This window comes from Sporosarcina sp. Y352 (assembly GCF_056786535.1).
The window spans coordinates 126,471-142,034 of the sequence record NZ_JBXCJE010000006.1 but is presented as its reverse complement, the minus strand read 5'-3'; the positions used below and the strand labels follow the sequence as shown (position 1 = coordinate 142,034).

At 41.2% G+C, this 15,564-nt stretch carries 16 protein-coding genes and 1 riboswitch; of the genes, 14 read left to right on the top strand and 2 right to left on the bottom strand.

Annotation, left to right across the window (positions count from 1 at the left end):
* Window positions 1-56 precede the first annotated feature (56 nt).
* Window positions 57-1,385 carry a diaminopimelate decarboxylase gene (gene lysA / locus AC1TO6_RS12405; RefSeq protein ID WP_482101917.1) on the top strand — a complete coding sequence of 443 codons (1,329 nt, stop codon included), beginning with the start codon at window positions 57-59 and terminating at the stop codon, window positions 1,383-1,385.
* Between the two features lie 177 nt (window positions 1,386-1,562).
* The gene (locus tag AC1TO6_RS12400; RefSeq protein WP_482101916.1) at window positions 1,563-1,931 is read left to right on the top strand and encodes a GNAT family N-acetyltransferase; all 369 of its coding nucleotides are present in this window, start codon (window positions 1,563-1,565) and stop codon (window positions 1,929-1,931) included.
* On the opposite strand, the gene AC1TO6_RS12395 is transcribed toward AC1TO6_RS12400, so the two are convergent.
* A complete protein-coding gene (locus tag AC1TO6_RS12395; protein WP_482101915.1) occupies window positions 1,928-2,440 on the bottom strand; it encodes a DUF309 domain-containing protein in 513 nt (170 codons plus the stop codon). The two genes, AC1TO6_RS12400 and AC1TO6_RS12395, sit on opposite strands and share 4 nt — an antisense overlap.
* 46 nt (window positions 2,441-2,486) lie before the next feature.
* On the opposite strand from AC1TO6_RS12395, the gene AC1TO6_RS12390 reads away from it, so the two are divergent.
* The 12 genes from AC1TO6_RS12390 (at window position 2,487) to AC1TO6_RS12335 (ending at window position 14,989) form a co-directional block, all read left to right on the top strand.
* Window positions 2,487-3,248, top strand: a complete 762-nt coding sequence (locus AC1TO6_RS12390; RefSeq protein WP_482101914.1) for a segregation/condensation protein A — start codon at window positions 2,487-2,489, stop codon at window positions 3,246-3,248.
* Entirely contained in the window at window positions 3,238-3,831 is a 594-nt protein-coding gene (gene scpB, locus AC1TO6_RS12385; RefSeq protein WP_482101913.1) for an SMC-Scp complex subunit ScpB, read from the top strand. Before AC1TO6_RS12390 ends, scpB begins: the two co-directional genes overlap by 11 nt.
* A gap of 14 nt (window positions 3,832-3,845) precedes the next feature.
* Window positions 3,846-4,847, top strand: a complete 1,002-nt coding sequence (locus tag AC1TO6_RS12380) for a D-alanyl-D-alanine carboxypeptidase family protein (RefSeq protein ID WP_482101912.1) — start codon at window positions 3,846-3,848, stop codon at window positions 4,845-4,847.
* 162 nt (window positions 4,848-5,009) lie between these two features.
* Entirely contained in the window at window positions 5,010-5,741 is a 732-nt protein-coding gene (locus AC1TO6_RS12375) for a pseudouridine synthase (protein ID WP_482101911.1), read from the top strand.
* 218 nt (window positions 5,742-5,959) lie between these two features.
* The gene (resA, locus tag AC1TO6_RS12370; RefSeq protein ID WP_482101910.1) at window positions 5,960-6,493 is read left to right on the top strand and encodes a thiol-disulfide oxidoreductase ResA; all 534 of its coding nucleotides are present in this window, start codon (window positions 5,960-5,962) and stop codon (window positions 6,491-6,493) included.
* 14 nt (window positions 6,494-6,507) lie between these two features.
* A complete protein-coding gene (gene resB / locus AC1TO6_RS12365; RefSeq protein ID WP_482101909.1) occupies window positions 6,508-8,157 on the top strand; it encodes a cytochrome c biogenesis protein ResB in 1,650 nt (549 codons plus the stop codon).
* Entirely contained in the window at window positions 8,157-9,341 is a 1,185-nt protein-coding gene (ccsB, locus tag AC1TO6_RS12360; RefSeq protein WP_482101908.1) for a c-type cytochrome biogenesis protein CcsB, read from the top strand. Before resB ends, ccsB begins: the two co-directional genes overlap by 1 nt.
* A gap of 247 nt (window positions 9,342-9,588) precedes the next feature.
* On the top strand, window positions 9,589-10,308 hold the full coding sequence (locus AC1TO6_RS12355) for a response regulator transcription factor (protein WP_482101907.1): 720 nt from the start codon (window positions 9,589-9,591) through the stop codon (window positions 10,306-10,308).
* Window positions 10,301-12,085 carry an ATP-binding protein gene (locus tag AC1TO6_RS12350; RefSeq protein ID WP_482101906.1) on the top strand — a complete coding sequence of 595 codons (1,785 nt, stop codon included), beginning with the start codon at window positions 10,301-10,303 and terminating at the stop codon, window positions 12,083-12,085. Before AC1TO6_RS12355 ends, AC1TO6_RS12350 begins: the two co-directional genes overlap by 8 nt.
* A gap of 45 nt (window positions 12,086-12,130) precedes the next feature.
* Window positions 12,131-12,673 (top strand): RNA polymerase sigma factor SigX, encoded by a 543-nt coding sequence (locus tag AC1TO6_RS12345; RefSeq protein ID WP_482101905.1) that lies wholly within the window; start codon window positions 12,131-12,133, stop codon window positions 12,671-12,673.
* Entirely contained in the window at window positions 12,660-13,877 is a 1,218-nt protein-coding gene (locus tag AC1TO6_RS12340) for a hypothetical protein (RefSeq protein ID WP_482101904.1), read from the top strand. The genes AC1TO6_RS12345 and AC1TO6_RS12340 overlap by 14 nt, the downstream gene beginning before the upstream one ends.
* Window positions 13,878-13,953: 76 nt before the next feature.
* Window positions 13,954-14,086, top strand: a riboswitch (FMN riboswitch).
* Between the two features lie 321 nt (window positions 14,087-14,407).
* The gene (locus AC1TO6_RS12335; RefSeq protein WP_482101903.1) at window positions 14,408-14,989 is read left to right on the top strand and encodes an ECF transporter S component; all 582 of its coding nucleotides are present in this window, start codon (window positions 14,408-14,410) and stop codon (window positions 14,987-14,989) included.
* Between the two features lie 244 nt (window positions 14,990-15,233).
* Here the strand turns inward: AC1TO6_RS12335 and AC1TO6_RS12330 are convergent, their stop codons facing one another.
* Window positions 15,234-15,485 (bottom strand): ferredoxin, encoded by a 252-nt coding sequence (locus AC1TO6_RS12330; protein ID WP_482101902.1) that lies wholly within the window; start codon window positions 15,483-15,485, stop codon window positions 15,234-15,236.
* Between the last annotated feature and the right edge of the window lie 79 nt (window positions 15,486-15,564).

Below are 15,564 nucleotides of genomic sequence, written 5' to 3'. Positions count from 1 at the left end.
TCAACCCTTCAATATATGATAAAGTTTTAATTATCTAAGTCGAGGGGGAAGGCAATATGCATTTATACGGAACTCAATCGATCAACGAACAAGGCCACCTAACAATAGGTGACGTTGATACGGTTAATCTTGCACATACTTATGGAACACCACTTATCGTTTATGATATCGACTTGTTCCGTGAACGGGCAAAAGCTTTTAAAGAGACTTTCGAAAAGGTTGGCATCCGTGCACAAGTCGCTTATGCGAGTAAAGCATTTTCGTCGATTGCTATATATGAAATAGCAGCACAACAAGGTCTTTCTCTTGATGTCGTTTCTGGAGGAGAACTGTATACAGCAGTAGCCGCAGGTTTCCCAAGCAATCGAATTCACTTCCATGGTAACAATAAGAGTTTTACGGAGCTACAGTATGCGTTCGACGAAAAAATAGGCTGTATTGTTATCGATAACTTTTCTGAAATCGGATTAGTAAAAGAAATCGCGGAATCGCGTGAAGAAAAGATGAACGTGCTTATTAGGGTAACGCCGGGAGTAGAAGCTTCGACGCATGATTATATTACAACTGGCCAAGAAGATTCTAAGTTTGGTTTCGATTTAAAAAATGGTCAGACAGATAAGGCTTTTCTCGAACTGTACAATCATCCTTATATCAACTTACTGGGCATGCATTGTCATATTGGCTCTCAGATTTTCGAGACGGATGCATTTCGATTAGCTGCAGAAGCTCTTATGTTGAAAATGGTTGACTGGCAAGAAAATCATCAATTCATATGTACCGTTCTGAACTTGGGCGGCGGTTTTGGTATTCGGTATACAGAGGTAGACAAACCGCTTGAACCGTCAGTATATATCGAAGAAATGGCAAAAGTGGTTTTGTCTATGACACGCAGCTATAATTACCCTATGCCTGAAGTTTGGATAGAGCCGGGCAGATCACTAGTTGGAGATGCGGGTACGACTCTTTATACTGCTGGAAGCGCAAAAGAAGTACCAGGAATCCGTACTTATATAGCGGTTGACGGAGGAATGTCAGATAATATACGACCTGCACTTTACGGTGCAAAATATACTGCGGTCTCAGCAAACCGTATGAATGAGCCTCACGATGATAAAGTAACGATAGCAGGGAAATGTTGTGAGTCGGGGGACAAGCTGATTGAAGAAGCTTATTTGGCACAACCTGTCGAAGGCGATATTATCGCTGTTTTCTGTACAGGAGCTTACGGCTATTCTATGGCTAGTAATTACAACCGACTTCCTAAACCTGCCATTGTATTCTGCGAAAAAGGAGTCGACCAGCTGGTTGTTCGTAGAGAGACCTATGAAGATATTGTCAGACTCGACATTCCGTTGCAGCAAATTAGACAGGGGGAGAAGATTTGAACAAACGCAATATCCTCCTGCTTGCCTTTATTGTAGTTGCAGCTATTATGTGGGGGGCGGTATACTGGAGGTTCGTCGCACCAGTCCTCGATCCTCGATAATAGACAAGGCTTATCATTGGAAAACGCAGTCAGTCCTTTAGAAACAGAAAGGACTTTCAGAAAAGAAGGGATTCAAGTGATACTACTACGCTATAAGAAAATAAATGAAAAAATTGCAATGGGCTTACTTTCGTATATGCCCGGCGATAAAACAGTGAAAAAACTGCAGGACACGATTCACCAATACGAAACAGATGATAAATGGCAGTTGTATCTTTATAAAAAAGATGACGACTTTATCGGTGTTATTGGGCTTGAATTAGGTGATGGAATGTACACTTTGCAACATATTTCCGTCAACCCCTCTTTTCGTGGTGAAGGGATCGGCAAGGAAATGGTGAAAAAGGTACAGGCATTATTTCCTGAACAGAAATGCGTTGGTACGGAAGAAACTGTACAATTTATACAAAAATGTACGCAGAAAGAAGAAGGAGCAGATAATTAATATCTGCCCTTCTTCTTTTCTTCGCGTTCTCTAAGAATATCACTACGGTCTCTTAGCATATGTTTATGAATGACAGCATCATCACCGAAGGGAAGTAGTTCCATAGATTGTTCCGCTTTATGCACGAGTTTAGTTAGTGTAGGCGATTTGATGACAATCGGGAACGATTCAAATGGGAGTTGCTGTTTCAATCGACTGATTGCATTTTTTAAATTATGGATAAGTAGATGGAAATCAATTTCGTCTGTGAAGGCGGGAGTGTCTATCTCAGATGCCGGTAATTTTGCCATCGCTTTATCAAGCGTTCGAAGTGCGCCGTTCAAATTACCACGACGCCAATGATACATTCCAGTGGATAGGAGAATATAAGCGGTTAAAGGGTGGCTTTTATCTCTGTTAGGAATAGACTTCCAATATTCCTCCAGTACTTCATGACATTCAAAATAGTCTTGATTACTGTTAAAATAAACAATGAAATTTACGAATAACGGATGATGGTACGGATGCATGTTAACAGTCCTCTCCATAGTTTGATAAATAGGTAGGTGTGAAAGTATGACGTATTTTGTGAAATTGGAAGCTTTTGAAGGTCCACTAGATCTATTATTACATTTAATCAACAGACTTGAAATTGATATATACGATATCCCTATGTCGCAATTGACAGGACAATACATAGAACACCTTCAAGCGATGCGGGTATTGCAACTGGATGAGCTGAGTGAATATCTAGTTTTAGCTGCAACTTTGCTAGAAATAAAGAGCAAAATGCTTCTTCCCGTCCACGAAAGTGAAGCGTTCGATGATGACTTTGATCTGGATGCGGAAGACGATCCGCGAGATGAACTCGTTGCTCGACTTATTGAATATAGGAAGTATAAGGAAGCTGCTATCAGTCTGAAAGAATCGGCGGATGATCGAGCTGTCCATTATACAAAAACACCTGAAGATCTTACGCAGTTTGGTGAAATCGTCGCGAATGAATCGGAAGTGAGTTTAAATGTTTTTGATCTAATCGGCGCATTCCAAAAGATGTTAAATAGAAAGCGTTTAAAAGCACCCTTAACGGCTAGTATAACAAAAACAGAAGTATCGCTAAATGAAAAAATGGACGAAATTATGGCTATATTAGAAAGGGGAGGCGGAAAGTGTGATTTCTACTCTCTATTTGAAGACGGGGAGACAACCGATCTCGTTGTAACCTTTCTATCATTGCTTGAATTAATGAAACGGCGAGACGTCACTGTCGATCAGAATGGTAATTTTGACGAAATGACTGTGACGTTCCGACGGGAGGATGAGTGTTATGGTAATTGAAAGCCGCTTGCCGGGAATGATTGAAAGTTTTTTATTCATCGTAGGTGATGAAGGGTTAACCATTCAACAGTTAACGGCTTTGACGGAGCATGATGAATCTGAAGTTACAGAGGTAATCGACTGGCTTCGGACAAACTATGAAGAACGTAGAGAAAGTGGTATTGAACTGAAAATCTTTGGTGGTGCATACCGTTTAGTGACGAAAGCTGAATTTGCAGAGGATCTAAAACGATTGTTAGAAAATCCATCACCAAAGACCATGACACAGGCTTCTCTCGAAGTATTGGCGATTATCGCCTACAGACAACCTGTAACACGCGTTGAAATCGATGATCTAAGAGGTGTAAAATCCGAAGGCCCGATTAACACATTGATTGCTAAAGGGCTCATTATGGAAAAAGGTCGTTTTGAAGGAAGTGGACGAGCAATCCTTTATGGAACGACCGATTTGTTTCTTGACCGCTTCGGCTTGGAATCACTTGTCGGCTTGCCACCGCTTTCTCAGGACGAAGAGGGAGAGGAGATTGAAACAGACTTGTTCATGACAAAGTTCCAGGAAGCATTTGCAATGGAAAATGACTGAGGAGGAGACATTTCTTGAAACGGGTAATCATTGTTGTCCTATTTTTCTCGATATTATTTGGCACAGGGGTAAACGAAGTGGCCGCGTCCGGTCAGGCATGGGCAGTAATAGATGCAGACACGGGCAGGTTACTGGAAGGCCATAATGAAAATGTCAGGTTGCCAATTGCCAGTCTGACAAAAATCTGGACGGCGTTAACGTTCCTTGAAAGTGGTACACCTCCCGGAGATGTAATTATATCTCCACGAGCAGCATCAGCGGAAGGGTCTTCCTTGTATTTGCAGACAGGTACAAGTATGGACTCGTATGCGTTGCTCTACGGCTTGATGTTGCGATCAGGGAATGATGCAGCGTTTGCTTTATCAGAAGCAGCTGGTGGTTCAATGGATGGATTCGTGAATTTAATGAATGAAAACGCACTACTCTACGGCTTGAATGACACTGTTTTTACTAATCCTTCTGGCCTGCACGATGAGCTTCACTTGTCTACGGCATTTGAAACAGCGCTTATGCTGCACTACGCGATGGAAAATGACCAGTTCCGTGAAATTGCATCCACTAAAAACTATAGTTATGAGGGCAAGGATCGAGTCTATAGCTGGCGAAATAAACACCGACTTATCCATTCTGAACCGACTGTAATTGCAGGGAAGACAGGTTTTACAAAAGCTGCTGGTCGAACGCTTGCAACCTACTTTGAGAAGGATGGAAAAAACATCATTGTAGTCACGCTCAATGACGGTAATGACTGGAACACACATAAAAACTTGGCAAATCAAGTTTTTTCTAACTATAAAATTGTAACCGTCGCAAAAAAAGGAGTTTACGATATTCTACCGGGTGTAGAAGCAGAATTGGAAAAATCCATTCGTTTGCTGCTTAAAAAAGGTGAAACTGAAGAGTTGTCCAATGTCATTCAAATCCCTCGTGGGGAAAGTGGTAATAGTAGTGGCGTATGGACCGTCTCACTCAATGGAGAACCGCTAGTAGCGAGCAATGTCCTACTAAAACAATGAATCTAAGTGAAAGCTACTGAGAATCGTGGAAAACAAACCCCGTCACCAATAATAATTCAATTGTGACGTTTTTGAGAAGACTGATGCTATATAGGTCAGTCTTCTTTTCATTTACGACAAAGTGTGACATAATTTTTTACAGAATGAAGATGGGGTGACTTAATGGAAAGATTACAGAAAGTACTAGCACAAGCAGGAGTTGCGTCACGGAGAAAATCCGAAACACTAATAGTAGCTGGTAAAGTGAAAGTGAACGGTGTAGTTGTTACGGAATTAGGGACAAAAGTATCCAATTCCGACCGAGTGGAAGTTGAAGGTGTAGAGCTCGTTAAAGAAAGTTACGTATACTATTTGCTATATAAACCAAGAGGGGTTATTTCCACTGTCGACGATGAGAAAGGTAGGAAAACCGTTTTAGACCTGTTTCCGCAAATTGAACAACGGATTTTCCCGGTTGGACGACTTGACTACGATACATCTGGTGTAATCATTATGACGAATGATGGAGACTTCTCTTATCTAATGACACACCCGAAATTTGGTATTAAGAAAAAGTATATTGCAAAAGTAAAAGGGATTCCTGATCGTGAAGCGCTTCGTAAACTAGAAAAAGGTATCGATTTGGAAGATGGTAAAACTGCTCCAGCGCATGTGAAAATGCAGACGGTAGATAAGAAAGCCGGTACTGCACTCATTGAAATCACGATTCACGAGGGCAGAAACCGCCAAGTACGTCGAATGTTCGATGCAATCGGATGTCCGGTTCAAAAACTTCGTAGGGAATCATTTGGGAACATAACAACCCACGGGTTGAATGCAGGCGAAGCACGTGAACTGACCAAACATGAAGTGAAACAGCTTCGTGTCCTCGCGGAGACAGGTAAAATAGGCTGATTTCGAATCATTTGCGCCTATGCGAAATTTGATTGCTTACCAAAACTTATCTAAAAAATGTGATTGACGCCTTGCCCTGGGCAAATGGGGAAGGAATTGAAGTACTTTCCTCCCCGTGAGGCAATTGTTCACAAACCCTTCATTTATAGCAAGTTACTGCAAAGGTCTATTTGTTATAATTTAAGGCAGAGCTTAATTATTGTTAGGAGGTAGTGCATATGGCTAAGGCAGGTAAAAAGAAATCTCGTCTAATTATTAGGACGTTTGTGCTGTTGCTTCTCGTATCAGCAGTTGTCTATACCATCGCTTCGAAAGATAAAGTGAAAGTATTAGCGGTTGGAGATAAAGCCCCCGATTTCGAGCTTGTCGATTTGGAAGGCAACACGCATCAGTTATCTGATTATAAAGGCGAGGGCGTTTTCCTGAACTTCTGGGGAACTTGGTGTGGTCCTTGTAAAAAGGAAATGCCATATATGGAAAATCAACATATAGCATTTGAAGAAAAAGGCGTCAATATTCTTGCAGTCAATATCGCCGAATCTGATTTGAAGGTTGAAACGTTTAGAGACCAGTATGGCCTGACTTTTCCAATCACAATCGATAAGGATAAGAGTGTTAAGGAAGCCTATAATATAGTGCCGCTTCCTACGACCTTTCTTATCAATAAAGACGGCGAAATTGAACAAATCATAACAAGGGAAATGTCTGAAGATGAGATCATTACACTCATGGAAAGCATTCAACCCTCTTAAGGAGTAAATCCAGAATGAGCAAAATCAAATGCCAGTGCGGTCATGACAATCCATTTGGCACAGTGCTTTGTGAGCGATGTGGTAGACCGCAAACAGAAGAAGCGAAAGAAAGTAAACTTGTTGACATGCGCTACGAAGGTTCGGCAAGAAGATCGCAGACATATAAACGTTCAATAGTTGATAAAGTATGGAATTTCTTTTCAAGTGTGAAAATTGGTATCAGTATTATTGTTGCCGTTCTCGCGACAGCTGCAATCGGGACGATATTCCCACAGAAATTATATGTACCTGCATCCACAGAAGTGGAGTTAGCTGCTTACTATGAAAGACTTTACGGATTTGCTGGAACCATTTATTACAAACTAGGGTTTCATGATATGTACAATAGCTGGTGGTTCATCACACTAGTCGGAATGCTTGGAGCATCCATCATCATCGCTAGTGTCGATCGGGTTATTCCACTTTATAAATCATTGAAAAAGCAACGTACGAAACGCCATCCTTCCTTCATGAAAAAACAACGTCTCTATGGCGAAGGACCTTCGGAAGATCCAGATGCCGCACTTCTAAAAGCGGAGGAGAAACTGAAGGAACTTCGTTACAACGTGAAGACGGAAGACGGAGCAATACTTGCAGAGAAAAACCGTTTTTCAAGATGGGGTCCGTACGTCAATCACTTGGGACTTATCATTTTCTTATTCGGTATTCTACTGCGTGGTATACCTGGGTTTTATGTAGATGAAACGATGTGGATCCGCGAAGGAGAAACACGCTCTATTCCGGGGGCAGAAGGTTACTTTTTGGAAAGTAAAGAATTCATCATAGAAAACTATACAAAAGAGGAAGCTGACGAAGTGTTCGGTGATGCGCTCGAACGTGTTGGCATGATTGCGAAAAACTATCAGACCGATGTCTCTTTGTATCAAAAAAAGGAAGGTAGTCTTCCCGGTTCCAATGAGACAGAGTTCGTGAAGGACTACTCAATTATTGTCAATAAACCATTAAAATTTGATGGCTATAACGTGTTTCAAATGGATTTTCGTCTAGATGAATTAAAATCAATGACGTTCAATTTAACTGAAAAAGCGACGGGTTCATCATTCGGGGAATTCACGGTCGACCTTAACAATCCGGAACGTGATTACGAGCTTGAGAATGGCGCAAGCGTTGTACTGAGTGATTATTATCCTGACTATGATGGGGTTGAGAACGGGGAACCAATATCGAAATCTCCGATACCGAACAATCCTGCATTCATCTTTAAAATGGTGACTCCGGATAAGCCTGATGGTGAAATGAGCTTTGTTGCGATCAAACAAACACTCGAAACGGAAGTCAATGATTATAAAGTGAATTTCGTTAGTGCAGAAACCCGAGATATATCGGGACTTACAGTACGCAAGGATAAAACGTTATATCTCCTTCTTGTAGGGGGGATTATCTTCATGATTGGTGTCTCGCAAGGATCTTATTGGCACCATAGAAGAATTTGGATTCAAAAAGGGACTGACGGCGGGCTGTTAGTTGCCGGTCATACAAATAAAAACTGGTTTTCCTTGAAGAAAGACCTGGATCAAGTAAAAGAAGTTGCACAGTTACCATATTATGAAGACAGACAAGACAAAGAATCTACCTTGGAAGATAAGGAAGTGGACAAAATATAATGGGACTTGCAGACTTAAGTGCTAATCTACTTTTAGTTTCATTTATCGCATATCTTGTCGCAACGCTTTTTTTCGGCGGTGCGGTAAAAGGTGCTAAATCGGAAACTACTTATAAAAACAACAGATGGGGCAAAATTGCAATTACGATTACGATTATCGGATTCATTACCCATGTAGGCTATTTCATTGCTCGCTGGATAGCATCAGGACATGCCCCGGTAAGTAATATGTTCGAATTTACAACAGCATTTGGAATGATGCTCGTAGGGGCATTTATTCTTCTATATTACATTTATAGAACGCCATCACTCGGCTTGTTCGCGCTGCCAATCGCGATTATTATCATCGGGTATGCAAGTATGTTCCCGAGGGAAATTACACCACTTATTCCCGCACTGAAAAGTTATTGGTTGTGGGTTCATGTAATTACGGCCGCACTTGGTGAATCGATTCTTGCGATTAGTGCTGTTGCGGGACTCATCTACTTATTGAAGAATATTGATATGACGAAAAAGTCGAAACAGCGTTTCTGGCTAGAGGCGGTTATCTTCACGCTTATACTAGTAATTGGGTTCGTATTGTCTTCGACGTCGTTTAAAATAGCAGGCTATGAAGCAGAATTCACATACATTGATAAAAATGAACAACCTGCTAAAATTGAGTACAATTATCCACCACTTTTCGGAATGGCTGGTTATGAATCGCTTACACCAGGTGTAATGACGCCATTTGCCGAAATGCCGCCAATCATTAATGCGAAAACACTTACAACATTTGTCTGGTCAATCGCGAGCGGAATCATTTTATACTTGATTCTGAGACTTATTTTCCGACGTCCAATTGCGGCATTGCTACAGCCTCTCGCTAAAAAAGCGAATTCGCAAATGATGGACGAAATTGGGTATCGTGCTGTATTGATTGGTTTCCCTGTCTTCACACTCGGTGCACTCATCTTCGCTATGATTTGGGCTCATGAGGCTTGGTCAAGGTTCTGGGGTTGGGACCCAAAAGAAGTATGGGCGCTTATTACATGGTTATTCTATGCCGCATTCCTTCACTTGCGTTTTTCACGAGGGTGGGACGGCGAGAAATCAGCATGGCTAGCAGTTATCGGGTTTGTTATTATTATGTTTAATCTAATTGCTGTTAACTTAATCATTGCTGGGTTACACTCCTATGCTTAAGACAAGGTAAGGAAACTTACAATTGAATAGTAATTTAGAACTTCATGGAAGTAGTTGGGTAACTACTTCTATGAAGTTTTTTTTTGTTTACATAAAAACATCCGAACGATTCATTAAAAACTACTGTACTTCACTGATCCGTCATATTGAAACGGGGACAAAGCAAGCCACCGCCGCTTTTCTGTTTCTTTTTTACATGGCGACTTGTACAATGGAATAAGAAGCATGTTGAAAGGGGTATACATCTATGGACGAAAAGTTGAAACTGTTAGTAGTAGATGACGAGGAGAGAATCCGCCGTCTGTTAAATATGTATCTTACGCGAGAAGGATATGAAATTGACGAAGCGGTTGATGGAGCCCAAGCTCTTGAAAAGGCTCTTATTAATAATTATGACTGTATTTTACTTGACTTAATGATGCCTGAAAAAGATGGCCTTGAAGTGCTGGAAGAATTGAGAGAAAAGAAAATAATGACGCCTGTTATAATGCTGACAGCAAAAGGTGAGGAGTCCGACAGAGTAACCGGTTTTGAAGCCGGTGCGGATGATTACATAGTGAAACCGTTCAGTCCGCGTGAAGTTGTACTGCGCGTTAAGGCGATATTAAGAAGATCAGTTACATTCCCGGGATCAGCTTCGGCATCTACATCGAAAGATTTAGTCGTTTTTCCACAATTGACAATCGATCACGATGCACACCGTGTTACAGCAGATGGTAAAGAAGTGGCGCTGACGCCTAAAGAATATGAACTTCTCTATTTCCTTGCGAAGTCGCCGGACAAAGTTTTCGACAGAGAGCAATTGTTAAAAGAAGTATGGCATTATGAATTCTTTGGCGACCTTCGTACTGTCGATACGCATGTTAAGCGACTTCGAGAAAAGCTCAGTCGCGTTTCTGAACAGGCGGCAAAAATGATTGTCACTGTGTGGGGAGTCGGCTACAAGTTCGAGATTCCTAATGAATAGGATATGGAATTCAATTGTCGGGAAGCTATGGGCAACCATATTGCTTCTCGTTTCCTTTGTCCTTTTTATCGTAACAGTACTGTTACTAGAATTCCTTGATAATTTTCATACGCAACAAGCCGAGGATACCTTACGAAGGGTAGTAACGACAATCGGTAAAATCGTCGAAGATCATGAAGGTGGACCTTCGATGCAAGTAATTATTCATGACATTCTTGACGAAGAAACAAATGCAATGGTTGTGGGTTCCGACCGAGAAGTTACCGATTCGTTTCATAAGGGCTTAAACCAGGAAAAGATAGAGGAAAAAATCCTGAATGAATCTCTATTCCAATTCAATCAAAAACTGGATAAGCCAGTCGTGAAGGAAATGATTCTACCTTCTAATATTGAAGAAGATGTCATGGAGAAATATCTAGTTTTATCTTACCCACTTGAAATAGAAAATGAAGTAACTGGTACGGTTGTCATTTACCAAAGTCTTGAAGCTGTCCACAGAACTACGAAAAGAACTACGCATATTGTATTTTTATCAGCATTTATAGCATTTATTTTAACGACATTTTTTGCATTCTTCCTGTCTACTCGAATTACTCTACCTTTAAGGAGTTTTAGGCAAGCTGCTTTTGAATTGTCAAAAGGTAATTTCGACACTCGTTTGCCTGTAAATCAAAATGATGAAATTGGTCAACTCGCTACGGCATTTAATCAGATGGGTAGACAACTTAAATATCATGTAGAACTAATTAATCAGGATAAGGAACAACTTTCAAGTATTTTGACATCAATGACGGATGCTGTCATTACATTCAATCGTGATTACACGATTCTTTTAAGTAATCCCCAAGCAGAAAGACTCTTGCAAAATTGGTATATTAAAAATGAGGAACTAGAAGGAAATCGCCATATACCGCCAGCCATTTTTCATATGCTTGAACACGTAATTACGTTTGCTGAGGAAGTGGAGGATGAATTGGAACTGAATGGTCAGTTCTATGGTATTTCGATAAGCCCGCTTTATAGCGGAAATAGTATTCGTGGGGCTGTTGCAGTCTTAAGAGATATGACGGATCAGCATAAACTTGAAAAGCTCCGTTCAGATTTCATCGCAAACGTATCCCATGAACTTCGAACGCCCATTTCCATGCTGCAGGGTTACAGTGAAGCGATTATAGATGGCGTGACCAACAGTGATGAGGAACGCGACGAGATGGTGCAAATCATTCACGATGAGTCGAAAAGAATGGGACGCCTTGTGACGGATCTTCTGGATCTCGCTAGGATGGAGTCCGGTCATATGCGGCTTTACAAAGATGATTTGTCAATAATCCCTTTCCTGGACAGAATTGTATTTAAGTTCATGCAAGTAGCGCGAGAAGCGAATGTTGAACTGTCTTTCGAATTTCCAGAAACCCAAGAATTAATTATAAACGTTGATGAAGATCGGTTGGAGCAAGTATTTACTAATTTAATCGACAATGCCATACGCCATACGCCTGATGGAGGTAGCGTCAAAATTAGTATTGAAAAGCTTGTAGATAAGATTGAAATAAAAGTCACGGATACAGGCGTTGGGATTCCAGTAGAGGATCTTCCGTACATCTTCGAACGATTTTATAAAGCGGATAAAGCGAGAACAAGGGGGAAAGGCGGTACGGGCCTAGGACTTGCTATCGCGAAAAGTATAATCGACTCCCACGGCGGCAGAATTACTGCAACAAGGGGCGACGTTGAAGGTACGATTTTCTGTTGTACATTGCTATTAAAAAATATGTAACTAAATAGCTTGAAGAACGACTAATTAATAGAGCGGGGGAATTTTATGAACGACTCCGTTTTTCACCGACTATACGAGCAGTATCATCAGGATGTGTTCAAGTTTCTTATCTATTTGACAAGGGACCGTGATCAAGCTGAAGACCTTATGCATGAAGTATATGTAAGGGTGCTGCGGGCGTACGTCGGTTTTGAGGGGAAAAGTTCCGAAAAGACATGGCTCTTTTCAATTGCCAAAAATGTCGCAATAGATTATTTCAGGAAAAACACAGTGCGAAAAAAACATCTCTTTGATAAATTCGACTGGGAAAAAAGTGAGCTCGTTTCGACAGGAATCCTTCAGGAGGAAATCGTTACACTCAGTGAAGAAATGCAAGAGCTGTTAAACGCACTTAATACGTGTACAGGTGATCAAAAAATGGTTATCATTATGCGTTATTTCCAAGACCTTTCAATTGCTGAATCAGCTGAAATCCTTGGCTGGACAGAAGGCAAAGTAAAGACCACTCAACACAGGGCAATCAAAGCTTTACAAAAGAAATTGAATGCTCTTCCGACAGAAGGGAGGGAACTTGATGACCCCAAATAAATGGAATAACAACAAGATTGAAAATCTCCTTGGAGATTTGCCTGATATAGAGGATAACCGTTCAAAATCGGGGATTCTTGAACGGCTTAAGCAGGATGAAAGGCTGAGCGACCACCGTCGCAAGCGATCTTTAAGGTGGATGCCGGCATTGGTAGCTATCGCTGCTCTGCTAGTTGTTGGGCTTCTAATCCCATCGATGTTTCGGGGAGATGACAGCGCAATGAAGTCTGAAAGTGCAGACTCGGCTGTGACGAAGAGTGATGACTTTGACACTTCTACGGTAGGAGATGAATCGTCTAAAATGGCAACGGCCGAAAAACAGACGGAGGAATCCTCTACTATTATGGCGAACGTGGAGAGTAGTATGCATCGTTTTGCTGTCTATCCCGTAGATCTCGCAGACGCTACATTATTCCATTTAGGGCTTGCAGGTGATCAGGCATCAAGCATTCCTGTTTCATTCGTTATTCCAAACAGTCAAATCGAAGCGGATTTTGGAACTTTGAATCCGACAAGTTATGATTTATACACAAAATATGCGGTGCGTATCGACGAGGAAGCGCTCGGATTTACTGCATATCACCCTTATGAAGGTGTTTTTATTCGGGATGATTTAGACCTTATCCACCGGCTTCCGAAGGGGCATGGCTACGACTTGGCGTCTGCTTCGATGGAAGTGTATTTCAATACATTACAGGATACGTTTTATGATTTTAAAGAAATACAATTTCAGCACGAAGATGAATCGGCAGTCGTATTTTCCGAAGTCGGGCAGCCCAGTACGCCAATGGTGTTAAAGAGTGGTATCAATCACTTTAATTACTACTTATTTGAGCAAGAAGATGGACAGCAGTTTCTTTCATCCAACTTTTCGCAAACGCAGCCATCTATCGTAAAAGCACTGCAACAGATGAGGATAAAGCCAAATGATGTTTTTCAGTCAGTCATTCCAGCTGCTATCGAATTTGAAGTAAATCAAGGAACTGAAGTGACTGTTGTAACATTCACAAAACCCCTGGACTTGGAAGCGATTGAGCCGACAAAAGGAATGTTAATGATTGAAGGTATGCTGTTAACGGCCGCTAGCTTTGGTGAACAGCTTCAATTTGAAAATGTAGTTCAAGAAGAATGGAACGGTTTTAACTTCATTCAACCTTTACCGGTTCCGATTGGGTCTAATCCGCTACCTTTCATTTTGAAATGAAAAAAGAGTGCTTTGTAAACTGAACTGTTTACAAAGCACTCTTTTATATATACAATAGAAATGTAACATAATATTGATTCATCTTCGGGGCAGGGTGTAATTCCCGACCGGCGGTAAAGGAACTTTTTTTTTCCAAGCCCGCGAGCTTAACAGCTGATACCGGTGTGATTCCGGAGCCGACAGTATAGTCTGGATGGGAGAAGGTGAAGGTGCGGCCATCTTTTTGTGTTGTCCACAAAAAGGGTGCTTGTTTAATCATGGGTAAATAGGAGATTTATTCCTTTTAACTTGTGAAGATTTCGAGATGAATGCAGCAATAGATGCAAGTAAGTGAACACCAGAGTGTCCTTAAGTTAGACACATATTGATGTGAACGAGCGAAGCTGATGACGTATTGCGACATGTATCGAAAGCGAAACGTACCTTTTAACTCCTTAAAGCCTATTTGCTTTAGGGATTTTTTGTCGACATATATAGGATGGAACGGCCTTTCCTCTTTTGAAGTGAATCGCAAAAGGAGAGAGGAACAAATGACAAACAAGAAATTACGTAAGATGATTTTGATCGCGATACTAGGGAGTATTTCAACTGTTTTGATGCAGTTTAACTTCCCGTTACCTGCATTACCGGCATTTCTGAAAATCGATTTCAGTGAGATTCCTGCCGTTTTGGCAATTATGACTATGGGACCTGTAGCTGGAATATCGGTTGAATTGCTTAAAAATATTATGCACTGGTTCATGTCAGGAAGCCCGACAGGAGTACCTGTAGGAGAACTTGCAAACTTTGTAACGGGTGTACTCTTTATACTACCTATCTATTTCATCTTCAATAAATTCCGGACGGCTAAAGGCCTTACGGTCGGTCTGATTGCTGGAACAGTTGCGATGGCAGTCGGCATGAGCGTCCTGAACTATGTATTGTTCTTGCCAATGTACGGTTACTTCCTTAATATGCCGGCTATGTCAGGTGATGCATTGTACTCGATGATTGTATTGGGAATCTTACCATTTAACCTTGTCAAAGGTGTTATTCTAATGGTTATTACATTGCTACTTTTCAATAGTATGCAAAAATGGATTGCTCAACAGCGGTCACAATTAGCTTCTTGAATTACAAATGTAACGAGTCAAAATACTATATAGAGAAAAGCCGTACCGGGAAGTTTTACCGGTACGGCTTTTCTATGTATTAATTAATTTAGTGACCTGAAGGTGAGTTCAGCGCGTTCAACACTGCATAGGACATGCTTGTGGAGTAATCTAGTGTAGTTGGGTCGGTATGGTATCTCCGACGTCAACTGAGATGCGCTGAGCTAGTAATACTGGTTGGTGTATGTCGACTACTAATTTGAAATTAATTTTCGTATTTTAACGCATCGCCATCAAATGGTGCATCGGCGGTCTTGATTGAATCGGTTGGACAGCCATCGAAAGCATCTTCCAAATCTTCCATTAGTTCTTCTGGAACTTCCGCTGTACCCGTGTTATCATCGAGGATAACGTAAGCAATCCCCTCGTCATCATAATCGTATATATCTGGAGCAGCTGCTCCACACGCCCCACATGCGATGCATGTATCTTGGTCGACGATTGTATATTTAGGCATAGTCTTTTTCTCCTCTTTTCTCCGTACAAAAAATTTACTTCATAATCCATTCTAATGATGTTGACAAGAGTTTTCAACA